General features: G+C 58.1%; 19 protein-coding genes and 3 pseudogenes. 12 read left to right on the top strand and 10 right to left on the bottom strand.

Features of this window, described 5'->3' with window-relative positions:
- Positions 1 to 107 precede the first annotated feature (107 nt).
- Positions 108 to 284 (top strand): annotated as a pseudogene (locus IT775_RS20210) (integrase core domain-containing protein); the annotation flags it as partial.
- A gap of 428 nt (positions 285 to 712) precedes the next feature.
- Here IT775_RS20210 and IT775_RS20205 read toward each other — a convergent pair.
- Complete coding sequence (locus IT775_RS20205) at positions 713 to 1291, bottom strand: sigma-70 family RNA polymerase sigma factor (protein ID WP_212703056.1); 579 nt, start codon at positions 1289 to 1291, stop codon at positions 713 to 715.
- A gap of 82 nt (positions 1292 to 1373) precedes the next feature.
- Between IT775_RS20205 and IT775_RS20200 the strand changes: the two genes are divergently transcribed.
- The 6 genes and pseudogenes from IT775_RS20200 to IT775_RS20170 all read left to right on the top strand — a co-directional run bounded on the left by IT775_RS20200 (position 1374) and on the right by IT775_RS20170 (position 6244).
- Positions 1374 to 1601: a RebB family R body protein gene (locus IT775_RS20200; RefSeq protein ID WP_212703055.1), complete on the top strand. Its 228-nt coding sequence runs from the start codon at positions 1374 to 1376 to the stop codon at positions 1599 to 1601.
- Positions 1602 to 1644: 43 nt separating this feature from the next.
- Entirely contained in the window at positions 1645 to 2007 is a 363-nt protein-coding gene (locus tag IT775_RS20195) for a hypothetical protein (RefSeq protein ID WP_212703054.1), read from the top strand.
- Positions 2004 to 2432: a hypothetical protein gene (locus IT775_RS20190; RefSeq protein ID WP_212703053.1), complete on the top strand. Its 429-nt coding sequence runs from the start codon at positions 2004 to 2006 to the stop codon at positions 2430 to 2432. The genes IT775_RS20195 and IT775_RS20190 overlap by 4 nt, the downstream gene beginning before the upstream one ends.
- Positions 2433 to 2827: 395 nt before the next feature.
- Positions 2828 to 3094: a RebB family R body protein gene (locus tag IT775_RS20180; RefSeq protein ID WP_212703051.1), complete on the top strand. Its 267-nt coding sequence runs from the start codon at positions 2828 to 2830 to the stop codon at positions 3092 to 3094.
- A gap of 80 nt (positions 3095 to 3174) precedes the next feature.
- The gene (locus IT775_RS20175; RefSeq protein WP_212703050.1) at positions 3175 to 5415 is read left to right on the top strand and encodes a hypothetical protein; all 2241 of its coding nucleotides are present in this window, start codon (positions 3175 to 3177) and stop codon (positions 5413 to 5415) included.
- 71 nt (positions 5416 to 5486) lie between these two features.
- Positions 5487 to 6244: pseudogene (locus IT775_RS20170) on the top strand (IS5 family transposase).
- Positions 6245 to 6352: 108 nt separating this feature from the next.
- On the opposite strand, the gene IT775_RS20165 reads toward IT775_RS20170, so the two are convergent.
- Positions 6353 to 6544 carry a heavy-metal-associated domain-containing protein gene (locus IT775_RS20165; RefSeq protein WP_246525772.1) on the bottom strand — a complete coding sequence of 64 codons (192 nt, stop codon included), beginning with the start codon at positions 6542 to 6544 and terminating at the stop codon, positions 6353 to 6355.
- Positions 6545 to 6724: 180 nt separating this feature from the next.
- On the opposite strand from IT775_RS20165, the gene IT775_RS20160 reads away from it, so the two are divergent.
- The 3 genes from IT775_RS20160 (at position 6725) to cueR (ending at position 10901) form a co-directional block, all read left to right on the top strand.
- A complete protein-coding gene (locus IT775_RS20160; protein ID WP_212703048.1) occupies positions 6725 to 9250 on the top strand; it encodes a heavy metal translocating P-type ATPase in 2526 nt (841 codons plus the stop codon).
- Between the two features lie 119 nt (positions 9251 to 9369).
- Positions 9370 to 10440 (top strand): 2Fe-2S iron-sulfur cluster-binding protein, encoded by a 1071-nt coding sequence (locus IT775_RS20155; protein WP_212703047.1) that lies wholly within the window; start codon positions 9370 to 9372, stop codon positions 10438 to 10440.
- Positions 10437 to 10901 (top strand): Cu(I)-responsive transcriptional regulator, encoded by a 465-nt coding sequence (gene cueR / locus IT775_RS20150; protein WP_212703046.1) that lies wholly within the window; start codon positions 10437 to 10439, stop codon positions 10899 to 10901. The genes IT775_RS20155 and cueR overlap by 4 nt, the downstream gene beginning before the upstream one ends.
- Before the next feature lie 260 nt (positions 10902 to 11161).
- Here cueR and IT775_RS20145 read toward each other — a convergent pair whose 3' ends face one another.
- The 6 genes from IT775_RS20145 to IT775_RS20120 all read right to left on the bottom strand — a co-directional run bounded on the left by IT775_RS20145 (position 11162) and on the right by IT775_RS20120 (position 21393).
- Positions 11162 to 12601 carry an amidase gene (locus tag IT775_RS20145; RefSeq protein WP_212703045.1) on the bottom strand — a complete coding sequence of 480 codons (1440 nt, stop codon included), beginning with the start codon at positions 12599 to 12601 and terminating at the stop codon, positions 11162 to 11164.
- A 412-nt stretch (positions 12602 to 13013) separates the two neighbouring features.
- A complete protein-coding gene (locus IT775_RS20140; protein ID WP_212703044.1) occupies positions 13014 to 15917 on the bottom strand; it encodes an FAD-binding and (Fe-S)-binding domain-containing protein in 2904 nt (967 codons plus the stop codon).
- Positions 15918 to 15925: 8 nt separating this feature from the next.
- Positions 15926 to 17320, bottom strand: coding sequence for a 2-oxoadipate dioxygenase/decarboxylase HglS (gene hglS / locus IT775_RS20135; protein ID WP_212703043.1), 1395 nt, complete (start codon positions 17318 to 17320; stop codon positions 15926 to 15928).
- A gap of 35 nt (positions 17321 to 17355) precedes the next feature.
- Positions 17356 to 18639, bottom strand: a complete 1284-nt coding sequence (locus IT775_RS20130; protein WP_212703042.1) for an NAD(P)/FAD-dependent oxidoreductase — start codon at positions 18637 to 18639, stop codon at positions 17356 to 17358.
- Complete coding sequence (gene amaB, locus IT775_RS20125; RefSeq protein ID WP_212703041.1) at positions 18629 to 20131, bottom strand: L-piperidine-6-carboxylate dehydrogenase; 1503 nt, start codon at positions 20129 to 20131, stop codon at positions 18629 to 18631. The genes IT775_RS20130 and amaB overlap by 11 nt, the downstream gene beginning before the upstream one ends.
- Before the next feature lie 83 nt (positions 20132 to 20214).
- Positions 20215 to 21393, bottom strand: coding sequence for a pyridoxal phosphate-dependent aminotransferase (locus tag IT775_RS20120; protein WP_212703040.1), 1179 nt, complete (start codon positions 21391 to 21393; stop codon positions 20215 to 20217).
- Positions 21394 to 21507: 114 nt separating this feature from the next.
- Here IT775_RS20120 and IT775_RS20115 point away from each other — a divergent pair, with 114 nt between their 5' ends.
- Together IT775_RS20115 and IT775_RS20110 are read left to right on the top strand one after the other, a co-directional pair.
- Positions 21508 to 22410 (top strand): LysR substrate-binding domain-containing protein, encoded by a 903-nt coding sequence (locus IT775_RS20115; protein ID WP_212703039.1) that lies wholly within the window; start codon positions 21508 to 21510, stop codon positions 22408 to 22410.
- An 81-nt stretch (positions 22411 to 22491) separates the two neighbouring features.
- Positions 22492 to 23490, top strand: coding sequence for a response regulator transcription factor (locus IT775_RS20110; protein ID WP_212703038.1), 999 nt, complete (start codon positions 22492 to 22494; stop codon positions 23488 to 23490).
- 99 nt (positions 23491 to 23589) lie between these two features.
- On the opposite strand, the pseudogene IT775_RS20105 reads toward IT775_RS20110, so the two are convergent.
- Both IT775_RS20105 and IT775_RS20100 read right to left on the bottom strand, forming a co-directional pair.
- Positions 23590 to 23859: pseudogene (locus IT775_RS20105) on the bottom strand (transposase); the annotation flags it as partial.
- Positions 23860 to 24095: 236 nt separating this feature from the next.
- Positions 24096 to 24605 carry a cupredoxin domain-containing protein gene (locus IT775_RS20100; protein WP_212703037.1) on the bottom strand — a complete coding sequence of 170 codons (510 nt, stop codon included), beginning with the start codon at positions 24603 to 24605 and terminating at the stop codon, positions 24096 to 24098.
- Positions 24606 to 25087 lie beyond the last annotated feature (482 nt).

Here is a 25087-nt window from a genome sequence, read left to right as displayed (position 1 = left end):
ATCATCCCGATGATCTGTTCGTCGCTAAATCTGCGTTTCATGGTCCATCCTTTACTTGGACGGATCACTAACACCGCGATGGCCTGAATTCAGGGGGCAACGTCACCAGGTTACGCGATGAACTGCTGAACGGGGACATCTTCTACAGCCTACGGGAAGCCGAGATCCTCATCGAGCAATGGAGGAATCACTACAACACGAAACGACCACACGGTGCTTTGGGCTACCGCCCTCCGGCCCCGGAAACCATCTTCCCGATGGAACCAAGGCCAGTCATGCACTAACACTCAAACTGGACCACTCAGGTGGGGCTGACCACCATGAGGAAGGCCATCACCAGATTCGGCCCGCCCGAGATCATGAACACGGATCAGGACAGCCTGTCTGACTGAACAGGGAGCAGCGAGCATGAAACCATGGCCATTACCGGTCACAAGACCTCGAAGGAAGTCATCCGCGACACCCGCGCTGCCAGCCCAAAATGCCCGACCGAGCGGGCGAGGAATGGATTAGAGTTTCACAAGCCAGAAACCGAAAGTGTCCAACTTTTGGAGGCCATTGGCGTATTTTGGACAAAACCGAAATCTAACCCATTGGAAACAGTGATTAAAGTAAGAAATTGTGCCCGGGGGCTGAATTGCGCAATGTACTCGCTAATCCTGCTGAAATTGGGCGCCGGCCACCGACACGATATAAATAATTGGAGTCCTTCTCACAATCTGTTCCGTGCCGCATTGTGCCGTTGCACCGTCCTTAGACTGGTTCCGACTGTAGACGCAATTTCTTGTTGTGGCTTTCCTTCCTGCAGCAAGTGATAAATCAGGTACCGGCGAACGCCTTCCTGTAAGCCTGTCAGGGATTGAACTTCGACAGCTCCCTGCGACGCGTTTTGATAGATGAGACGCCGAAACCTCTTGCTCTCGAATTCATCTTCGAGATCGCCGATCGAAACGCGCATTGATCCGTGTTCCATCAACCAATTCAATCCATCCTCGGCCCCGAGTTCGGCCAGAATTTGAGCGCTAAACCAACTCAAATACGTCGATACATATGCAAAATCCACCTCGATCTCCATTGCAAGTGACCGAATGGATTCGCGTTCAAAAGGCGGTTTGACGAAGTCTAAAAGACCATTCATTTCAAAACCTTTCTTAGCTTTCACTTGATCAGCAAAATCGAACTCAGCAGCTAGCAAAGCAGCGAAGAGCGAGACGCTTCCCAACCCGTTCCAGATCTTTCGCGGTTGGGCCGCCTTGTAATGGAGCGAAAAGAATACACTGAGTTGCAACACCTAATTGGTGCGACAATGTCCACATTTACAATTTAGGGGAGTCCTTCTGAGATGGGCGGATCAAACAAGCGGGGTGACCGAGATGGCGTCCAACGATGTCGTAAATGCTCAGATTGTCGATGCTATGAGCACTGTAAACACAGGCGTTGTCGGTGACGCGCCAAGTATCGCAGTCGGTACGCTCTACCAGTCATTGGCCCATGCGAGTGGCATCGCGATGCTCAATGCTACAGCGAACCAACAGAACCTGAACCAGCTCAACCCCGCCATCGTCTCTCAGGCCGTCGCCAAGATTAACAGCGAATCTTAGGCGCGATCGTCCTTCTGGAAACCAAAATCATTTGAGGTGACAGATGTCTGATACCGATTTGACCACACCGATAGAAGATGCGCCGACGCCTGACAGCTCCGTCCCGGCCGAGGTTGTGAAGAGCATGCAGGACCAGGCCGCCGGTATGATCGCAATGGACGTCGAGTCCTTTTCCAACGGATTTATGCAAATCATGTTGGCCGGTATCGGATGGGCTTCTGCGGAGATTGCCAAAACCCAAGGCAGCGACGGAGAAGCCGAACTCTCGTTCTTTACCGAGAAGCTCTCCACCGATTTGCCGCTGATCATTCAAAATATCACAGCGGCATCCAAGGGCGAATACACGCCAACCGCGAGCGCGCACAGCGTCGGGAAGCAGACGAAGAACAGGATGTTTTCGAAATGAGCTCCCCTCCCAAAAAGACGACCGAAAACCAGGATTCCAAGGGGAAATCCGTGAATGAAGCGGAGCCTCAGGAGGCTGCTGAGCCCGCGTCGCCCGAGCCTCAAACACCATCTGAGGCGCAGGTACCCGAGACAGACCTGCCGCAGATGCCAGAGACACCGATGACTGAGGCTCCGGAACCGCGCAGCCCGCCCACTGCACCGCCTGAACCACTGACCGAACGCGAAAAATATCTTGTCAGTCTCGCGACCCAACAGGTCCTGAACCAGATTGATCCCTTGTTGATAAAACTCCAGCAGATTTCGAACGAAGCCGTCAGCATGGGGGCCCAGCAAAAATTGCAGGAACTGGAGCGCGGCATCAACGAGCGGATCGCAAACCGGGTCAACAAGATCAACGCAATAATCGGAAGGAGGGGCCGATGACCCCGAAGAGCAATGAAAAAAAAAGCTATTGGATGAGATGGAAGACGTTTTCGGCAGAACAACGGTACCGGAAACGGGTCTTGCGATCGCTGGTCAGTCCCAATCCATGGCCGCAGGACAGAGCGCAATGTCGTCCTCATAGTCAAGCGGACGTGCGATGCAGAACGCGGTTGCCCAGGTCCAGAATTCCCAGAGCATCCAGCAGGCTCAAACAGCGACTGGTGTGGCATCGCTTCTGAAGCGGCGGTCTCATTGCCCGCACATGAAACGCCTACACAAGAAACGTTTTCGAAATTTCATAGAGCTCGGCAAGGCTCTTTGAAACTCAGGGGGGCAGCCTTGCTCGCCTGCGGCAGATTGATGCCGGCCAACCCAACCACAGAAAGGAACTCTCAATGCCATTTGTAGCAGAACAGATCACCGATGCGGTGACGCAGGCGAACGTCAAAGTCGTTGCCGAAGCCCCCGCCATGGCGATGGGGTCGCTGTATCAGACAGCGAGCCATTCCACCGGCATGATGTACGAAAACTCTGTGAATGCGCAGAACCAGCAAAACATCCTGTCGCAGGCGGCGACGACCCAGGGCGTGATGCAGATCTACAGCGTCGATACCGTATCCGACGCGCTGGCGATTTCACAAATGATCACCAGCAGCCGCTAAACCAAGACATTTCGGGACGGGGGCACCCGTCCCGAAACCCACTTTCGCCACACGACGAATGAGCCATTATGGAGGTCCCCGTGGGAAATGTAAAAATCCGGCACTACCCGTTTGATTTTCATACGCATTTTTGGGGAATCCTGCCCGTTCATCCGGTTCCCGGGGCCTCAATCTATGCGCCGAGTATCGAACAGGCAATCAGGCAGTTCTACAAGGCTTGCGACGAAACATTGCTGTCCTTGGACGTAAAACGCCGTATCTTCGCCCTCGGACTTCTGGAAGCGTTCAAGCTGTTTTCAAAATGGATCGGCGACACGTTGCCGCCATCTGAACCGACGTCGTTCCAGGTGAATTCCTACGTACGGGGAGAGTGTTTTGTCGAGAATGCACTCATCGGATGGAATCTGATCGCTCAGAAGACGCAGGGCGATATCCTGCCGGAATTCTGGTCCAACGATGACAGTGCCAAGGACGCGCTTTCAAAAATTGAAACTGCCCTCAAGAAGATCGAAAAAAACATCATGGGGAAAAAGCTCAGCAGCTTAAGCCCGGCGGAGAAGACCGGGTTCGAGACCGAGCTGGAGCGGTTGATCAAGTCGGGTGTTCTGAGCGTCCTCGGGGCCGAACAGATAACGGAAGTTCTCAATGACCCGAGCGCGACAATGGGCGAGCTTGCAAATACCAGCAAGATTTATCTGGGCTCTCGTTTTTACAGCATCAAGTTCCTGAAACCGCAGGCATCTATCTTTCGGTATTACGATTACTTCAACAACCTGATGCTCTCGGCCAATGAATTTACGCCGTTCGATGATGCCTATGTCGCGCGAGACTCGGTGAAAGACCTGCGCATCAATCCAGGTGATGGCGATGTGTACAGCCAAACCTATCTGATTGATGAGACAAACAAATATTATGAGAATGAAGGGATCTCTCACACTCAGCTGTCGATGAGCAGGAAAGACCGTGGCCCCATTTTCGAACGCTTCAACATCCCCCCCGGTGACGAGAATTCCTGGGGTGTGAACAACAAGATCCTCTATCATAACACCAATCACAATATCGGGTCTGATCCGGGTGAGCTGTACAGTTTCCTGAACCAGGCTGTTGCTGACTTCAATAAAAATGAGACTGATTTCCAGAAGCGCGTCATCGGCGTGGATTTTCTGGGGAGCGAGACGCATGTCGATTTCGAAACGCTCTTTCAGGTGTTCGAAAAATTTAAGGACGAAATCGAGGCACCCGCCGGGAAAGAGACCTTCACGTTGCGCATTCATGTCGGCGAAGGGTCAGGCGCCAGCAGCGACAATCGCAGCGTCTTGGGGCAGATGTGTGCCGATGGATCGGTTGCCTCTGCGCTGGCAGAGAATGGGCCCTATGCCAACTTTGTCGACAGGCTCTCGAATTTCCGGCCCGGCGCTGCACGAGGTGGACAGCTCTCATCCTGGCCCGATACGTTGGATCTCGCACAAAAAATCTTCTCGGGGCAGTTCTACACACTGCGTTTCAATATTTTCAGCGACAAGACACATGATCGCGTCTCGGCAATCGCCGAGAGCAACATGCTCGCTCTCTATCACGCCGCGACGAAAGTAAATTCGAGAGGTCGATATATTTATGGCCCGAGAAGTGTGTTCAACAAGACGTCGATCCGGCTTGGCCACGGGCAGCACGCGCGTCAATATATACATGCGCTCTCGCAAATGCGCGGATTGGCCAGCGGTTTCCGAACCATAGCCTTCGATACGAACCTTGGGAGCAACTATATCACAGGATCGTCTTCGAACATAATGTCACCCGAGGACTTCAACAGGGCCGAAGGAATCCGAACGCTGACCTCCTTCGCACCTGCCCGCTATGTCATTCAGGCGATCAATGCGGTCTTTGGCAAAACGGCCTTGTCAGATACGCTTTTTCGAAATGCGTTTCCGCTTCTTGTCGGAAGCGACGGTCAGGGGGTTGAGCATACGAATCTGGAACGCGAAAATGTGCGCGGTCTCGTGTTGTTCGTCCTGCGGTCTGCGCTCATGAACCAGTTCATGACAGACAAGGATTGTCTCGAGCAGGGCAACCTTGAGAGTTTGGGCTTCCTTGAGACCGATTCAGGCACCGACGCTGTTGTCAGTTTCATGTTCGACGATGCCCTGGCCTATTGGCAAAGAACCGTCGGAGACGCAGGAGATATAGCGGAACAGTCGATTTCGGTTTCAGGCGGCGCCTGGGTGTCGGAGCAGCGCATTGAGCCGATCAAATCTGGCTTCGCCGGATTCGAGTACTACAAGGCGCCGGAATTTGACATTCGCTGGAATAAACAGGTTCGTTAGGCTCAGGACCCATTAATTTGCTTGAGGCTGGATCGTCTGCGTGATTCAAGCTCCCAAAATGAGGGAGCGTGATAAGCAATCTATTCTGGCTGACCGACGATCAGATGGCGCGGTTGCGGCCGTTCTCTCCCAAGAGCCATGGCAAGCCACGCGTCGATGATCGGCGCGTGCTGATCGGTATTATCTTCATCAATCGCAATGGCTTGCGCTGGTGCGATGCGCCGAAAGAATATGGCTCGCCGAAGATCCTCTACAATCGCTGAAAGCGCTGGAGCGAGATGGGCGTGTTCGTCCGGAACTTTGAAGGACTGACCGCTGAGGCGGCGGATCAAAAGACGATCATGATCGACGCAACCTATTTGAAAGCCCACCGCACGGCCTCCAGCCTGCGGGGTAAAAAAGGGGGCGCGGACGGCTGATCGGGCGGACCAAAGGCGGCATGAACACCAAACTCCACGCTGTCACCGACACCAACGGGCGCCCGCTCCGGTTCTTCATTACCGCAGGTCAGGTCAGCGATTACACCGGCGCGGCGGCGCTGCTGGACGACCTGCCGGAGGCCGAGTGGCTCCTGGGAGATCGCGGATATAACGCGAATTGGTTGCGTGAAGCCTTGAAAGACAAGGGGATCAGAGCGCACATTCCGGGCCGCAAAGCGCGCAAGGCGCCCGTCAAATATGACAAGCGCCGCTACAAGCGTCGCAACCGCATCGAGATCATGTTCGGACGCCTGAAAGACTGGCGACGGGTTGCCACGCGATACGACCGCTGCCCGAAAGTCTTCCTATCTGCGGTCGCTCTCGCCGCCACCGTGATCTTCTGGCTGTGAAAATCAATGAGTCTGGAGCCCAGGACCCATTCTGAAGGCAAAGCCGGCCAGCGGGGCAGGATTGGGAGAAGCGGCAAACGCGCCACCTCTCCTCCACACGTATTTAGGTCACTTTCTTAGCGTTGGTGACTCTTCGTTAGGGGCATAGCCCGCTGATGTCAGGGCTGCTTCAAGGTTCTGACGGGGTAGCTGAGACTTCACAGTCACCACGCGTGTGACCGGGTCAGCGTCAATCTTGGCTGCGGCATCCAGCGAATGGATGGCCTTGCTAACCCGGGATGCGCACCCCCCACAGGTCATGTTTTCTATGACGAATTGCATGAGAAACTCCTTCTTTTTTAGCTCATGCTGCCTGACATGGGGCTTCCAAGCGTTGTAAGGTCAAGGGGTAAGATAATTTTTTATTATCACTTGACCTTCCAATCGTTGGAAGCCGCATCCCTTTCCTCGAAATTGATTCGAACAGGAAAGGAAACGTTAATGAACGTTCAATTGAAATCCTCTACGGAGGGATTGGAAACCGTTACGATTCCCATCGAGGGCATGACATGCGCGTCATGTGTAGGGCGTGTCGAACGTTCTTTGAAATCTGTTTCGGGTGTTGCAGAGGCATCTGTGAACCTTGCAACGGAACGCGCCGAGGTGCGTCTCGACAATCCTGATGCGCGTCAGCATCTTGAACAGGCGGTCGAAGCTGCCGGATACACGGTTCCGGCCTCGGCGATCGAACTGGAAATCGAAGGTATGACCTGCGCCTCTTGCGTCGGCCGTGTCGAGCGCGCATTGAAGACAGTGCCCGGCGTCGCGTTTGCTGCCGTCAATCTGGCCACGGAACGCGCCAAGATCAAAGGGACCGCAGAGTCTTCCCGGCTCGTCGCGGCCGTGACAGATGCCGGTTACGCCGCCCGCATCGTGGATCATGGTGGGAAAGACAGCGGCGCGGCCGAGGCGCGCAAGACGGCCGAGCAGGCGAACCTGAAAAGGAATCTCAGGATCGCAGCTGCGCTGTCCCTACCGGTTTTCGTTCTTGAAATGGGCTCGCATGTCGTGCCCGGCATGCATGAACTCGTCATGGCAACAATCGGCCTGCAGGCGAGTTGGGGGCTGCAGTTTCTCTTGACCTCCATAGTCCTGTTGGTGCCGGGGCTGCGGTTCTACACCAAGGGTTTGCCCGCGCTGTTTCGCGGCGCACCGGACATGAACAGCCTTGTCGCCGTTGGTACTCTGGCCGCTTACACCTTCTCGCTAGTCGCGACGTTCACACCTCAGCTGCTGCCGGCCGGAACCGTCAACGTATATTACGAAGCCGCCGCGGTGATCGTGACGCTCATCCTGCTTGGGCGTTATCTGGAAGCCCGGGCCAAAGGGCGCACATCGGAAGCGATCAAACGCCTTGTCGGACTTCAGGCCAAGACCGCACGAGTGCGCCGCAATGGAACCACCGAAGAAATTTCCGTTGCGGATGTTGTTCCGGGTGACATCGTGGAAGTGCGCCCTGGCGAGAGAGTGTCGGTCGATGGCGAGGTAATTGAGGGCGAAAGCTACATCGATGAATCGATGATCACCGGCGAACCGGTCCCAGTTGCGAAATCCGCTGGTGCGAAAGTCGTTGGTGGCACTGTCAACCAGAACGGAGCGCTTGCCTTCAGCGCTACGGCTGTGGGCGGTGATACGATGCTGTCGCAGATCATCCGCATGGTCGAGGACGCCCAGGGATCAAAGCTCCCGATCCAGGCGATCGTGGACCGCGTAACCATGTGGTTCGTTCCCGTGGTAATGACGCTGGCAGCCCTTACCTTTGGAGCTTGGATGATCTGGGGGCCCGACCCGGCCCTGACCTTCGGTCTTGTAAACGCGGTTGCCGTTCTGATCATTGCCTGCCCCTGCGCGATGGGCCTTGCCACTCCAACTTCGATCATGGTCGGTACCGGACGAGGCGCGGAAATGGGCGTTTTGTTCCGCAAGGGGGAAGCGCTTCAACTGCTGAAGGAAACCCGCGTGGTCGCTCTCGACAAGACTGGTACTTTGACTGAGGGCAAACCTGCGCTGACGGATTTCGACTTGGCGACCGATTTCGAACGGACCGATGTTCTGAAGAAAGTTGCCGCCGTGGAAGCGCTTTCCGAACACCCTATCGCCCGGGCCATCACTGAGGCGGCGGCATCCGAGGGGTTGAACATCCCGGACGTCAGCAACTTCACCTCGGTGACCGGCTATGGCGTGGAAGCCGTGGTATCAAACAACAAGGTTCAAGTTGGGGCCGACCGGTTCATGGAAAAATTGGGGCTGGACGTTTCAGTCTTCGCCAACACGGCGTCGCGTTTGGCCGATGAAGGCAAGACACCGCTCTATGCCGCGGTGGGGAACCGCCTGGCTGCCATCATCGCGGTGGCGGACCCGATCAAAGACACAACGCCGGAAGCCATCCGGGCCCTGCATGATCTCGGTCTCAAGGTCGCGATGATCACGGGTGACAACCAGCGTACGGCCAAAGCTATCGCGCGCCGGCTGGGCATCGACGAAGTGGTGGCCGAAGTTCTGCCTGACGGCAAGGTCAACGCCGTGAAGCGCCTGAAGGCTCTTGGGCGGCTAGCTTACGTCGGCGACGGTATCAACGACGCACCGGCACTGGCCGAGGCTGACGTCGGTCTGGCGATCGGTACAGGCACGGATGTCGCCATCGAAGCTGCGGACGTGGTGCTGATGTCAGGCAGCCTGAAAGGCATCCCCAACGCGATCGCGCTGAGTCAAGAGACCATCCGTAACATCCGTCAAAACCTGTTCTGGGCCTTCGCATACAACTCGGCCCTGATCCCTGTCGCGGCGGGCGCACTTTACCTAGCCTTCAATATTCTGTTGTCGCCGGTATTCGCTGCGGGTGCGATGGCGCTTTCCAGCGTGTTTGTCCTAGGCAACGCGCTTCGGCTCAAGCGGTTTTCGATGCCGATGGAAACGACCCCCGGCATCCAGAGGAGCGCGCCAGCAGCACAAAGCGCCGTGGCATGAACCAGACGCCCGGGCTGTTTGCGGCCCGGGCACTCCATATTCCCAACGGAACCAGGGGCCTTCTGCCCGGAAACCGGCCCGCCCCGAGCGCCGGAAACCTTAAAACGGAAACACCAGCTATGCTGAAAAGATTCTCTAATTCAGACCCCCGTCACGAGGTTATCGTCCGCCCTGACGGACTTGCACTCCGCGTCAGCGAGGAGCAAACAATCCTCGAAGCCGCGTTCGATCAGGACGTCAGCTTTCCCCACGGTTGCAAGATCGGGCAATGCGGTCTGTGCAAATCGCGGCTGATCGAAGGCGAGGTCCTGCATCGCGATCACGAACGCAGCGCCCTAACCGACGCCGAAAAATCGGAAGGCTTGATCCTGCCCTGCATGGCCACCCCGACACGCGACCTTTCCCTCGCACCGCTGCACGCGGATCGGCTCCGCCCGAAACATCCCGTCAGGACTCTTGACGCGCAGGTCACGGCCTTGTCGGATCTCACGCATGATATCAAGCTGTTGCGTCTCGGTCTCGAAGACGCAACACTGCAATTCCTGCCTGGTCAATACGTGCAGCTGACCCTGCAGGATGGAACGACCCGAGATTATTCCCTGGCCAACATGCCAGGCACGTCGGAACCGGAGTTCCATATTCGGCGCGTTCCCGGAGGCGACTTTTCCGAAACGGTGCATCAAACACTCGCCATCGGTGACAAACTGCGCTTGAAGGGGCCGTTCGGCTCGGCCCATCTGCGAACCGAACGCACCGGACCGATTATTGCCATCGCCGGCGGCTCGGGCTTGGCTCCGGTCAAATCGATTGTCGACTCGGCCCTGAACCTTGGCATGAAACAGCCGATCCATGTCTATTTCGGGGGACGAGAAACCAGGGATTTGTATTTGCTAGATCACTTCCGCAACTTGCAGCGCCGTCATGCCAACCTCACATTCACCCCCGTGCTGTCCGGGGAGTTGCAGGAGGCTTCCTGCAGAACCGGGTTGGTCACCGATGCCGTTAAGCAGGATTTCAGCGACCTCGCGGGATGGACGGCTTACGCTGCGGGGCCGCCGGCCATGATCGAAGCGGCCTTTTCCGAGCTTACGGGGGCGAACTTGGCTCGGGAACACATCTACGCCGACATCTTTTTCACACCAGAGACCGAAACCATCGTAAAATCCCAGCAAGTGACGAGGTGCAGATGAACATTGGAGAAGCCGCGAGGAAATCTGGCGTATCGGCCAAGATGATCCGGTATTACGAGCAAACGGCGTTGATCCCTCCCGTCGGACGGACGGCGGCGGGCTATCGCGATTATTCTGACAACGACGTCCATATATTGTCATTTGTGCGACGCGCGCGGGATATGGGATTTTCGGTCGGCGACATCAGCGAACTGCTCGGGCTGTGGACGGACACATCGCGCAAAAGCGCGGACGTGAAAAAGCTCGCCCTGCGTCATCTCGATATTCTCCGGGGAAAGATCCAGGAGCTTGAGGCGATGTCGAGATCTCTCGAACATCTGGCCGGAGCCTGCAAAGGGGATAGCCGACCTGATTGTCCCATTCTCGATGATCTGGAAAGTTCCAGATCCGACGACCGGGCCAATTCGGGCAAAAAGAGTAAGGGCGCTGTTGAGTTTGGCGCAATCCACCGTGGGAAATAAACTACGGACGCCATCGCATCAATACGCATGCCACCGCAGCATCACGCACCCAAGTTTGAGCTTGGGTGTGTGACTTCATTCCGATACTCAGCCGATGCCCAGTCAATTGACAAGATGTGTAGGGTGAGTTTCGTTTTTTTAAAAAAGTAATGGGTATCGCCCCGGCATTGAACCGATGCCGCACGGCGGCCTCTGCTACAGGCTCCCGGTCAGGGGCGCGCTACGGCAGAGGCCCGATCCCTTATTCATCAGCCTTTCTTTCAGCCGTTGGCGACGTGGATGCCGGGGCGCCGGCTGGTCCAGTTCGTCCCTTCTTCGAGCTGTGCCGAGAGGTTGAGTAGAATGTCCTCGCGAGCGACGGGGGCGGCAATCTGCACTCCCGCTGGGACACCTTCCACCATGCCGGTGGGGACCGCGATCGCGGGTTGGCCGGTCATGTTGAAGGGAGAGGTCGAGTTGAACCGCGCGAACAGTTCTTCGTAATACTGCTCAATTGTCCAGTCGGGGTGGTTCTGGTTTGAATCTCCCAATGGAAGTGCGAGGTTTGCATAAGGGGGGAGAACAACTGCATCGTAGTCCGAGAAGAAAGTTCCCATCTGCTGGCAGATGCCCGACATGATCTGAATGCCTTCCTCGATCATCGGGGCGGTCACCTTGAGGCCGGCCTCCGCGCCTCTGAGCGTGCAGGTTTCAAACAGGTCGGTGCTGGGTTCAACACCTAGGGCTTGCGCGAGACCGTAGACACCACGCGCAAGGAACGACATCCAGAAACGATAGTTCGCGGTGTGAAATTGTTCCGGTTCGAAGGGAATATGGCTGATATCGGTGACGTTGTGGCCCATCGAGGACAGCAACGTGCCGACGCGGCGCACCTCGTCCGATAGGCTTTTTTGCGTGGGTTTCTCGCCTTTGAACCCCATCGGAGCGATCGCGATCCTTAATCCTGCCATTGGACGTTTGATGCTTTCACTGTAAGGCGTTTCGGGCTTGGCAAGCGGAACGAACGAATTGGCCTCCGGACCGTTGACGAGATCGAGAAGCATTGCGGAATCCCGGGTCGTTCGGGTCATTGCGAATTCGCTGACCATGCCCATCAGGGGGAGTTGATAATCCGGCCCCAACGGCGTGCGGCCCCGGCTGGGTTTCAAGCCAACCAGTCCGCAGGCCGCGGCCGGGATGCGAAGCGATCCACCCCCGTCATTTCCATGCGCCAGCGGGACGACACCAGCGGCCACGGCGGCAGCCGATCCGCCACTTGATCCACCCGAACTGACCGAGGTATTCCACGGGTTACGAGTTGGCCCGTTCGCAACTGGTTCGGTGGTGCCATTGAAGGCGAATTCAGGTGTCGCGGTGCGGCCAATCGTTGTCAGCCCGGCCTTTTGAAACCGTTTGAAGAGTTCCGAGCTATGCGGTGCGGAAAATATGTCGCCGGCCAGGGCGCGAGATCCCATGGTCTGTGGAATTCCAGCAGCCTGGATCAGCATGTCCTTGACCAAGAAGGGCACACCGCCCATCGCGCCGGAGGCCTCGCCCGTGACTGGCTCTTCCAGTTCCCGGACCAGAAAATTCAGCGCTGGATTGGTCTTTTCGATGCCCTCCCTTGCCAGCGCGACGAGTTCGTCTGAACTGACGTCCCCTTTCGCGACGAGTTCCCCCAACCCAATGGCGTCGTGGGTCGCGTATTCCTCAAGGTTCATGATTTCCTCCCTGTTCTGCTATGTAGCTCGACACTATGAGCGCCGCAGGACCAGAGCTATTGGGAGAAATGCCAATAGACCGCAGTGCCATGTCGGGCTTGACCTGTTCTCGCGACGCCGCCGCCCGCGTATGAGCCGGTTCGGTTTCCTTTCGGGTGCTGATCAAGAGACCTCACCCGGGCCAATTTCTCGTGGGCGATGCACAAGGGTAAAAAGCCGTATTCCAAACGTATCTGAAAGGTCGCCGTCACAGCCGCAGCGATCCGCCCTTGCGGGATGCGCCGCGATCTGTTCTCGACTGAGACAGTAAGAGGGGCATTCCAATGTGGGCCTTTCATCTCTTCAGATCCACGGCGGTAGTTTGGTGTTGAAGTCTGACTCCGCATCCAGAGTTCACCGCGAGCTTTTTCAGCTAGACCGTCTCCGCAAGCAATTCGACGGGATGACGCGGGCGCAGCCCCGAGAAGCGTTCCGCCTGACACCGGCAGGAGAACCCGGTTGCCAGAGCACGGTCGCGCGCCGTTTCCACTTTTCCGCGCCAGGACAGATCGTAGAGCCGCCGCGAAACAGCGTGATTTGCCGCCTCGTGCCCGAAGCTTCCCGCCATCCCGCAGCATCCTGTCGGCGGCGTCTCAACAGTAAGGCCGAAATGTCGGAAAATAGTCTGCCAACGAGCCGCGACGCGAGTGTCCGACGTTTTTTCCGTGCAGTGGGCGAACAGCGTAAAGGGCGCGTTTAGCGAAGGATACTGGCGGCCGGGAAGACGTCCTTTCGCGACCTCCTCGGACAGGAACATATCCAGCGACAAAACGCTTCCCGCCTTGGCGCCGAAGGCACGGTATTCGTCACGCCAGAGCGACAGTACCGACGGCTCAAGGACGATCAGCGGCAATCCGGTTCTTGCGAGCAAACGGTTCCGGGCAATCGCCTTGTTCGCGGCGCGGGCAAAGGCTTTGCGCATTCCCAACACATGCAGTGCTTTGCCATTGGGTTGCGGATGGGTGCGAAACACTTCGTAACCGAGCTTTTGCAGGAGCAGCTCTGCGGCTTCGATCACCAGGCCATCGAACGTGCCTGTGAAACTGTCTTCGATCAGAACGACGGCAGCGGCAGACTTCTGTCTTCGTGTGGGGCGGCGTCGCCGACCATTGGCAGGATGGACCCGCGGCAGATCGACGAGCCCAGCGGAGCGCAGCGGGCCGGCGGCACACCGCAATGCGAGGTTGCTCAGGGAAGGGAACATCCTCAATGCGGGCGCGCATGCTTCCATCACGGCCAACAAATAATGCCGGAGCGGGCGCCGGTGCCGCCGATAGAAATCCTCATAGAACCGCGACCGCATTTCCGGTATGTCCACCTTGACCGGGCATTGCGAAGAGCAGGCCTTGCATCCAAGGCATTTATCCAGACTGTCGTGCAGCTGCCGTTCCACATCGGGGAGCAGCTCCTCGTTACCGGCTGCGACATCCCCGCCAGACGCGCGATCCGATCGAAGTCGCAGCCACTCGCGCAGCAAGGCTGCCCGCCCTTTCGGTGACAGGCGCCGGTCGCCGCTGACCTTGTAGGACGGGCACATCGGATCGTTGAAATCGGAATTGAAGCATTGGCCATTGCCATTGCACGACACCGACTTTTCGAATCCGGCAATCTGCGCTTCCTTGATGACGGCATCAAGGGGACCGCGAAAAGGAACCGCATCGATGGATAGCAGCTTTTGATCCGGCCGCTGGGCCGCGATCTTGCCGGGATTGAGCAGGTTTTGCGGATCGAAAACAGCCTTGATACCGCAAAGCGCCTTGTACAGACGCGGGCCAAACACTTGGGGGACGTATTCGCTTCTCACGCCCTTGCCATGTTCCCCCCAGATCAGCCCACCGTACTCTTGTGCAAGCCGCGCCACCGCATCGGAAACCGGCCGAATCTTCGCCGCGTCCAGAGGCCTGCGCATGTCGAGAGCCGGGCGCACGTGGATACAGCCGACATCTGCATGGCCAAACATTCCATATGCCAAGCCGTGCCGGTCCAGGATCGTGCGCAGCTGGGCAACGAAGGCAGGTAGATTGTCGGGCGGAACAGCTGCGTCCTCGACAAAAGGGGTGCCCTGACGCGAAGCGTCCATCCGCCCCAGCAGCCCGACGCATTTGGCTCTCAGTTCCCAAAGCCGCGCGATCACGGCCGGATTTTTCACGATCTTTTCGCTGACCAGCGAAGCGGGCCGATCCGCACTGAGTTCTGCAAGCAGTGCGATCGCGTGTTCTAATGCGCCATGGCTTTCGGCCTGCACCTCGACGAAGTTCAATCCCCGCACGGTACGTGCTTCATCATGCGAAAGCACGGCTTCAATATCGGCCCAGACGGGATCCTGCTGCGCTAGTTCGACGATCTTGTCATCGATGAACTCTATGGCCACGGGTTCGGCTGCAGCCAGGCGTTTAACATCCTCTAAAGCCATGAGAACATCGTCATAAGCTACGGCCATCAAGGCGCGAAAGGCCCTTTTGCGGGTCAGACGAACGGTCAACCGTTTTGTCAGTGCCAAGGTCCCCTCGGACCCCGAAAGCAACTTGGTCAGGCAGAACCGGCCCGTCCCGTCGAAGACCTCGTACAGATTGTACCCCGTCAGACCGCGATTCATCACCGGGAATACCCGGGTAATTTCGTCCGCCTCTGTTGTCAGGATTCTACGAACCTCCCTGTGAATGGCCCCCGGCAGGTCCTTTCTGTCGCAGACGCTGTCCAGAGATTGCGGATCAAGAGGCTCGGCATGCCAATCGCTTCCATCAGCGAGCACGACATCCATTGCCAATACATGGTCCGACGTGCGGCCATGCACTCGGGAACCCTTGCCGGACGCATCTGTCGCGGCCATGCCGCCCAGCGTGGCGCGAGAGGCGGTCGAAACCGCTGGGGCAAAGAACAACCCGTGTTCATCGACGGCCCGGTTCAGTTGGTCCAGGATCACGCCGGGCTGCACGACCGCGATCTGGCGCTCGTGATCGATATGCTCGATCCGGTTTAGGTGGCGCGAGCAATCGACGACGACGCCGTCGGTCAGAGATTGCCCGTTCGTGCCGGTTCCGCCGCCGCGGGCGGCCAGAGGTATCGCACTGTGCCGCGCCGCCCGCATGATCCGGTTCAGATCCTCGGGTTCGCGCGGGTACAGAACGGCGGCAGGTCGGCGTTCATAGATGGAATTGTCGGTGGCGAACACCGTACGGGTCGCATAATCCTGCGCCACGTCACCAATGTATCCCTCATTTTCGAGCACCGCGCGGAACACCGCCATTGCATCCCCGGGGATCGTGATGTTCGCCATCTCACCCACTACGCCGCCTGTCCGTGCATGAGAAGATGACTTTGTCCTAAGCTTTCGAGCGCTGTTCGCAACGAATCCGCCTCGCGACGAGTGTAGAGCTCCATTTCATTCGTCACGGAAGCTCCCAACGCTTCTTCGAACGCCGACTGATTGGTGGTTCCAGAATAGTTGGACTGACCGTCGCTACCCAAGTTCGACCTGAAAATCCCTGCGGCGGAGACCGGTAAAAAATCTTCATAAGTCTGAGGTTCCGCTATCAACACCCCCGCATCCAGCAAAGCATCGACACTTGCCGATCGTCCCTTGAAACTGGCATTCTCTTTCGCGCGATAATTGAAAAACGCCAATCCACTGCGGCGCAGGTTTTCCCAGCCGTCCGGGAAAGCGGAAAACCGTGACGACAAAGCAGCGTTATACGCGTCGGCGTTCCCGCTGTCGTTTGCTGCCTCTGAATCTTGGCGCACTCTCAGCAGAGTTTCATCGTAAAGTTGCCGGCCCTTCGCGGTCAGCGCCACGCCCCGCTGTTCGATTTCGCCGAAGCGCGCCGTGTGCGTGCCGGCGGCGTCAGCCCCCTTGAAGAGGATGGCCTCCTCTAGCGCCTTGAACGAGGTCTGCCGCAGCAGGATGTCGGATGCGCGCCTCGGCGGTCCTTCGATGATGAGCTTGGGCGCAATACCGCGTTCAGGCATACTCTTCTGCACCTCGTCGATATCCAGTGTCCGGGGCGTGAGGTGGTTGATATGCGGTCCGCGGAAACTTACCACATCCGCAATAAGCCGGTGCGCTTCGTGCAGACGGGCATAGGTTTCCGCACTCACGGTCGCCTCGGAATGCCAGCGGAAGGTTTCCAGGGCCTCGGCGACGAATTCTTCCGCCTCCGGATTGGTCAGACCACCGTTTTCTTCTGCCCGAGCGATCAGTTCCAACGCCCGATCTGTGATGATCTGGCGCTGCGCTAAAATCTCTTCCGCTTCCTGGGCCAGTTGGCGGTCTTTCACAAGATCCAGCCGCAGCAGAGACGTGAATATCCGAAACGGATTGCGCTTCAGCGCCGTCAGCTCAACCGGCCTAAACGCGGTGGAATGCACCGGCAAACCAGCGACCGACAGATCATAGTACCCGACCGGGTGCATGCCCATGACGGCAAACATCCGGCGAATGTCGAAAAGCTCTTCCCCCGTACCAAGCCGGATCGCGCCGTGGCGCTCCACATCCAGACGGTTTAGTTCTCCGGCGGCCTCTAGCCGGGCCCTGAGTTCCGGGTTGTCCCGGAGCGCCGCTTCGTTGACGGTTCGGACAAGGTCGATCAACTCGCCGTATTGCGGAACTTCTTTTCGGTACATTTCTGACATCGCGCGGGAAAAGAGTGTGCGAATATCGTCGGAATGCATCTGTTGAGACATTGTTTTTAGTCCTCTGGGATAGAAAGCTGCCGCGCCTATATCGACGGAATCGGTTTGATGGCGTGGGTGAGCGTGGCGCCAAGTTCGTAGTAAGCGGCGCGTATGGATTTGAAGCGCTCGGCGTGATGCCGGATCGGCGCGATTGGAAGGTCCTCGGACGTCCCGGTCAACAATGCCCGGGCGGCGGCGGCCCCGAAAAGCGTTCCCGGCGCAATCCCGCGGCCGGAATAGCCGAAACAGGCATAGGCGCAGGGGCCGAACTCGACGATTTTCGGAATATGATCAGCAGTCATCGCGATTTTGCCACGCCATGCATGATCCAGTGGAAACCCGGCCAGTTGCGGGAACAGGCGCTTGAGTTTTCGCAACGCCCAGTTCGCGTGGATCGCCCCTCCCGGCCCTTCCAGATTGCCGATGCCGCCGAAGACCAGTCGCCCGATCCTGTCGGTCCGAAACGAACTCATCACCAGTGCGGTGTCCCAACACCCCTCACCACCCGGCATGATTTGCCGGCGCAGGTGTTCGGGCAGAGGTTGAGTTGCGAATTGAGAAAAATTCACCGGAACAAATTGTGGATCATATGGCCCGACAAGGTGCTCGTGATAGGCATTGGTCGCCAGAAGCAAGGATCTGGCACGCACCTTGTGCGCCCCGGCCACCAGTTGCCAAACCTCACCGATCCGGCTCAGACCGGTCACGCGCGTTCCGGAAAACACATGTGCACCGGCCTGCCGGGCCGCGCGTGCCAAACCCCGGCAATAGGCCAGCGGCTGGATCGTGCCTGCACGGGGATCAAACAACGCCCCATGCAGCCCGGCCGCCCCCGTGCGTCGGGCGGTTTCCTCGGCTGACAGCAGTTGTACCGGCGCACCGATCGCTTCTCCTTGCCGGTACCGGCTTTGCAGTTCGCGAAATCCTCGGGCCGAATGAGCGCAATGCAGGGTGCCGTTTTGCACCGGATCACAGTCGATCGAATGGGAACTGATAAGGGAAAAGACCCGTTCCGGACCGGCTGCAAGAGTGGAAAGAAGCCGGTGACCGGGACCGGAACCCATTTGGGAAACAACTTTATCTGGCGGCAGCCAAAGCCCGGCATTCACAAGGCCGACATTGCGGCCGGATCCACCACTGCCGAACTCTGCGGCTTCGATCACCGCGACAGAGGCACCGCGGGTGGCGGCTTCAAGGGCGGCCGAAGCCCCCGTGAAACCGCCCCCGATCACCGCCAGATCGACAGTCAAATCACGGTCGAGAGGACCTGCTCCGGGATCTTCGGAGCAGGTCACCGGCCAAAGGTTCTCTCGAAGATCAGAGGTCAAACTTAACCCCCTGTGCCAAGGGCAATTCTGCGGAGTAGTTCACGGTGCTTGTCTGGCGACGCATATAGCCCTTCCATGCGTCGGATCCGCTTTCGCGCCCGCCCCCGGTCTGTTTCTCGCCGCCAAAAGCGCCACCGATCTCGGCGCCGGATGGCCCGATATTAACATTGGCGATCCCGCAATCCGACCCTTGGGCGGACAGGAACGTCTCGGCTTCGCGCATGTTCAGCGTGAAGATGCAAGAGGACAAACCCTGAGGTACATTGTTCTGCAGCGCGATTGCGTCCTCAAGCGCCTCGTATTCCATCACGTAGAGGATAGGCGCGAAGGTTTCAGCCTTAACAATGTCTGTCTGGGCGGGCATGAGCGCAATCGCCGGAACGACATAGGCCCCCCCCTTGGGGACGCCCTCGGTCACGGCTGTGCCGCCGAACACCGTCCCGCCTTCGGATTTTGCGACCTCGAGTGCGCGCAGCATTGCATCGCGCGACGCTGCATCGACAAGGGGCCCTACAAGCGTGCCCGCCTCGCGCGGATCGCCGATTGGAAGTGATGCATACGCCTTGACGAGCCGATCCACCAGTCCGTCCTTGACCGACTTGTGAACGATCAGGCGCCGCAGAGAGGTGCAGCGCTGCCCCGCAGTGCCGACAGCCGAAAAGATGATGGCCCGCACCGCCATGTCGATATCCGCCGACGGTGCCACGACCATCGCGTTGTTCCCTCCCAATTCCAGAATCGGCCGACCCCAGCGGGACATGACCGCGGGGCCGACGATGCTGCCCATGCGGGTCGATCCGGTCGCCGAAAGGATGGGCACGTCTTTCGAAATTGCCAGCGCCTCGCCGATCTCGGCACCGCCAATGATCAACTGCAGCAAGCCATCGGGCGCATCATCGCCGAAGCGGGCCAGTGCGCGCTCTACGATTTTCATCGTCGCCATGGCGGTCAGCGGGGTTTTCTCCGAGGGTTTCCAAATCACCGGATTGCCGCAGACCAGAGCAAGCGCCGCGTTCCACGACCAGACAGCGACAGGAAAGTTGAAGGCGGAAATAACACCGCAAGGGCCCATCGGATGCCAAGTTTCCGACATCTTGTGGCCAGCACGTTCCGAAGCAATTGTTAGGCCATAGAGCTGCCGCGATAGGCCGACTGCGAAATCACAAATGTCGATCATTTCCTGAACTTCACCCAGGCCCTCGGACCGGATCTTACCAGCTTCCAGCGTGACAAGCGCGCCGAGCTCTTCTTTCGCGGCGCGCAATTCTTCGCCGATCAAACGCACAAGTTCCCCGCGTCGCGGCGCAGGCAGATTCCGCCAGGTTTTGAACGCCGATTGCGAGCGGGCGATGATTGCAGGCATCTCTGCCGGATCTGTTGCCTTGATGCGGGCGACCTCTGCGCCGTCGATCGGTGAGTGAACGGCCAGTGAACCGCCGGTCAGGTCGGTTTCGCTCAGCCCAGCCGCTTTCGCTACGTCGATGTGTGTCATGAACGTTTCTCCAAATCTTTCATAAGGAGCGCTGAAGCGCCCCGGTTGTTTTGACTTCAGGTGTGAGTATTCTTGGGTCCGGTTCAGCCAAGCCGACCGGCGGCATCGGCAATCCGTGCGAGGCCCTCGTCCAGTTCGCCGTCTGCATAGGCGAAGGAAATCCGCGCATGCCCTTCCAAGCCGAATGCCCGACCCGGCACGATGGCCACTCCGACTTCGTCGAGCAGCCATGTACAAAAGGCTGCGTCCGATGCGAAACCGCCCCGTTCGATCAGTCGGGTAATCGACGGGAAAACGTAGAATGCACCGTCCGGGTTCGGGCATTGGATACCGTCGATGGCATTGAGACCGGCGACCAACTTGTCTCGTCTCGCACGAAAGGCCGCGCAGCGTGGCTTCAGGTGTTCGTTGTCGCCGGTCAGGGCGGCCAGTCCCGCGGCCTGCGACACCGAGCACGCGCCCGATGTCACCTGCCCCTGAACGGCCGTCATTGCAGCGATTAGTGCTTTCGGTCCGATGCCCCAGCCGATGCGCCACCCGGTCATCGACCAAGCCTTGGATACCCCGTTCACGATCAGGGTGCGTTGTTCCAGTTCTGGCGCGGCATCCCGGAACGACATCACCGGGACATAGTTCAGGTGTTCGTAAATCTCGTCTGCAATGATCCAGACATTCGGGTGACGCGCAAGAACATCGGCCAACGCCCGGAGTTCATCCGCGGTATAGACGACGCCTGTCGGATTAGACGGTGAGTTTAGCATCAACCAGCGGGTTTTCGGAGTGATCGCCGCCTCCAATGCTTCTGGTGAAAGCTTGAAATCCGCCGACATCGGACATGTTATCACCACCGCCCGGCCGCCTGCCATTGTAACGATTTCCGTGTAAGACGACCAATACGGCGCCGGTACAAGAACCTCGTCACCAGGGTCGAGCGTCGCGAGCATGGCATTGGCCAAAACCTGTTTCGCCCCCGTCGAAATCAGAACTTCTGCACGCGTCACGCCAGGCCTGGCTGCAACCGCATCGCGCAGCTCCGCCGTCCCTGCGGTGGCGGTGTAACGGGTTTTGCCAGCCAGCGCTGCCGCGTGCGCGGCCTCGACGACTGGTGCTGGAGTTGGGAAGTCCGGCTCGCCGGTCGAAAGCGCGATCACGTCGCGACCCGCAACGCGCATGTCCGCAGCCCGTTCCGAAAGCCGAACGATTTCGGATATCTCTACCGTCGCAATACGTTCTGCGCGCCGGAAGTCTGTTGATGCATTCATGATAGTTGTGGCCCTTCCGCAATTCAGGCATGAATTTCTCTTTTCGCCACACTATCACTGCTGTATTCCATATTAAAAACGACTTGTTCTCACAAGCATTGGAGAAAAACTCACATGATCGCTCCACGCCGCTTCCTGCCCTCGATTAGTTCACTGCTGGCGCTCGAAGCGGTTGCGCGCCTGGGCACAGCAACTGCAGCAGCCAACGAACTCGCGTTGACCCATTCCGCAGTCAGCCGCCAATTAAAGGTTTTGGAAGAACAGCTCGGCATCGCTCTGTTCGAGCGCCGGGGCCAGGGATTGGCCTTAACCCCGTCGGGGATCGATTACGCGAATTCCGTTCGGGATTGCCTGGAAAGCCTTGCCCGCGCATCGTTGAAGATCAAGGCCAATCCGTCGGGAGGCAGCCTGTCGCTCGCCACTCTCCCGACATTCGGGACATATTGGCTCGCCCCGAAACTGCGGCAGTTTTCGCAGCAACACACCGAGGTAACTGTTAATCTGGGAACGCGGCTGGCTCCGTTCGACTTCAATCGCGAACAGTTTGATGCAGCGATTCACTTTGGGCGCCGCGACTGGCAGGGGGTTGAGTATCTGGAACTGGCGCGCGAACGGGTCGTTCCGATATGTTCGCCTGATTTGGTCGCGAAACCACCTGTCTCGGCTCAGCAGTTAATCAGGATGCCCCTTTTGCACCTCGAATCTCGACCCGGCGCGTGGGAGGACTGGTTCGAACATCATGCCTGCCCGGCGGAGAAGCTGCACGGGATGCTTTTCGATCAGTTCGCCACAATGGCTGAAGCGGCGGCGCTTGGATTCGGCGTGGCGTTGCTGCCGGAATTTTTCGCGAAGGATGCGGTGAAGGACGACAGATTGGTCAGGGCCTTTAAGGAACCGATGGAGTTGCCCCACCGCTATTATCTGGTTTGGCCGAAATCGGTTACTCCGCGCGCGCCCCTGGAACAGCTTGTAAATTGGCTTTCTGAAGCAACAGATCCCGACCTGTCAGTGGATTGATTTCGCGATAGGCAGTCTGTCGCGATGAGGAAGCCGTGTTTCCGACCTTGACACTCAGCGTGACGACGCCAACCTTGAAAAATGACTTCCCTTGCTCGAAACTTTCAGAAAACACTTGGCGAGATTGCCGCAATTGCATCGTCTTCGCTGCCGCGCGACGCTCAGGTAAACGAAATCCTATCCAGCTTGGAACGCGAAGTCCCCGTCGCGGCCGCCAATTTTCTGGTGGTGTCGCATGACAGCAGCCTCAAGTCGCGATTTTCTGCCGGATACAGCCGCCGAATGCTGGCCCATCTGGAATCGAAATCCTACCAGAGGGATCTCTCTGCACTTCGCTTGTTTTCCCGCGCGCGTTCTCTACGTTTCAATGATGTGCAGTGGGATGAGGAGCCGGGGCTCAACGTGCTCAGTTGTTGTATCCACGAAGAGGGGTACCGTGACTGCGTGACAACACCGCTGGTGAATTCTTCCGGCAGGCTGGTCGGATTTCAAAATTTGTCTTTCGTGGAAGCCGGCAGCATAGATGAAGATGTCCGGGGTTTTCTTGATAATGCATCAACTGCCGTGGCGAACCTGCTGGACCCGATTTCCTTTCGCAATATCGTTTCCCAGGACGAAAGCGACATCAAATCAGTGTTTGCTATAGATTCCTCCGGCACGGTTTTGACGCTCCATGGCGCAGACGGGGTATGGTTGAAACAGGACGGGATCGCAGAAAAAGCTTGGGTCCGGGCCGGAGCGGGCGCTTCTGCGGGCGCTTCCAACTGGCTGGTCCGCGGCAAGGATGGGCTACGCTCAGTCCGAGTGTGGAGCACAGGCGCGCCCTATTTCGGGGGGCATGGCAATCATCTCATCCTTTGCGATCTGGGACATGCAACGCCTCCACTCACCTTGCGCGAACTCGAAGTCGCCCGACTGGTGGCCGAGGGGAAGCGGAGCGTCGATGTGGCGCACAATCTTGGCATAACGCTCAGAACCGCCAATGCGCACGTCGAAGCAATGCTGACCAAGCTGGGAGCCACTAACAGGGCCGCGGCCGCAGCCGAAATCGTTCGTCATGGCTGGCGACTACTTTGTTAGGGTTAGGACCCATTGATTTCCGCGGGGTGGCGTGATTCAGGGGCTCCGCCCGTTCCGGCCTGAAACGGTCCACTGGACCGTTTCCGAAACGGCCCTCACTCCCTTGGCTGCCTCCGTCAGGATCTGCTTATCCAAGGTCAGATCCGACACGGCTTTTCTCAGCCGGTCGTGCTCTTTCTGAAGCCGCTTGAGTTTCTTCAACTGGTCGGTTCCCATGCCGCCATACTGCTTGCGCCAGCGGTAATAGGTTTGCTCGGTTGTGCGAACCTCCCGGATCGCGTCCACGCGTGCCATCCCTTGCCCGACAAGAACCTCAACCTGCCGCAACTTAGTGACAATTTCTTCGGGTTTGTGACGCTTGTTCGCCATTTCTGATCCTCCGTTTTCCTAAACATGACGGTGGACCAACTCAGTGGGGGAGCATCAGCTGCGCGCCCCCCCGGGAAGCCCGGCCATCGCAAGAGCGCCGGTCGCGCCTAAAAGAAATCCCCGTCGTGTTGTCATTGCATTTTCCCTTTCATGCACCGGGAAGGGCGCCCGTTGCGCCCTTCCCTCCTGCTTCATGTCGCGCCGAACATCGGCAAAGGCGCCGATCGGGATTCGCGCTATTCAAAGATGACTTCGCCAACCATTCCCGCCTGGCGATGCCCCGGAACGTTGCAGGCGAAGCCCATCTGCGCCGCATCCGAAAAGGTCCAGATCACCTCGGCGGATTGCCCCGGCTCGAGAAGCGCACTGTTGGGGTCGTCATGCATCATGCCAGCCTCTTCCATCATCTCGTGCCGGATCTGGCGCGGCTTGATCATGCCCTTTTTCATCATCATCTGCATTTCACCGGCATGTTCCTTCCAGGTCTGCGCGGTGCCGAGATTGAATTCGTGTACGGCACGGCCCTCATTTCTGATAATGAACTTGATGGTCTCGCCCTCTTTCACCTCAATGCGGGCCGGGGTGAACTTCATCTCGTCCATGCCGACTTCGATCACGCGATCGACTTGGTCCACGTTTCCGGGTTGGCCGATGGCCGGACCATTCCCGTGCCCGGGGCTGGCAAATGTGGCCGTCGCGGAGAAAAGGAGCACACAGGCGCCCCCGGCAATTCTGTTCGTTTTCATATCTTGTCCTTCGTATCTCGTATTGGGTTCCCGATTGGATTGATTGTGTCCCTGGAAACCCGACGCGGTGGAGGCGGATCGAAGGAAGGTTCGCCCCCCAAAAGTGCGAGATCGATGAAGCCCGGCTCCCGCGTCGCATGCTCGGGTCGGGCGATCAGTACAGCCCCATCAGTCATGACCGCGACAAGATAGCAGTCCAGACCGGGATGACAGTGGCCCGACGCAAAGGGCGCGTCGCCGGTCCGGCCACGTTCCCCATGCAGTTGGGAATGGTGCGTTTCCCCCACCACCTGGTCTATCGGATCGTCAACCCCGGCGGCACCTGCAGTCGGCGTAAATCCGAGAAAAAGCAGCGAGATGGCGACAGCCGCACACAGAACAAGCCTCACTAATTCTTGCAGCCCATGCCCCATCAGAAAATGCCGTTTTCCTTCTGCAGCTCACGCACATACCGGATGATATATTTCACCTCGGCATCGGTG

Source organism: Thalassovita aquimarina (genome assembly GCF_018219815.1).
Classification (GTDB): Bacteria; Pseudomonadota; Alphaproteobacteria; order Rhodobacterales; family Rhodobacteraceae; genus Thalassobius; species Thalassobius aquimarinus.
This window is presented reverse-complemented; position numbering and strand designations above follow the sequence as displayed.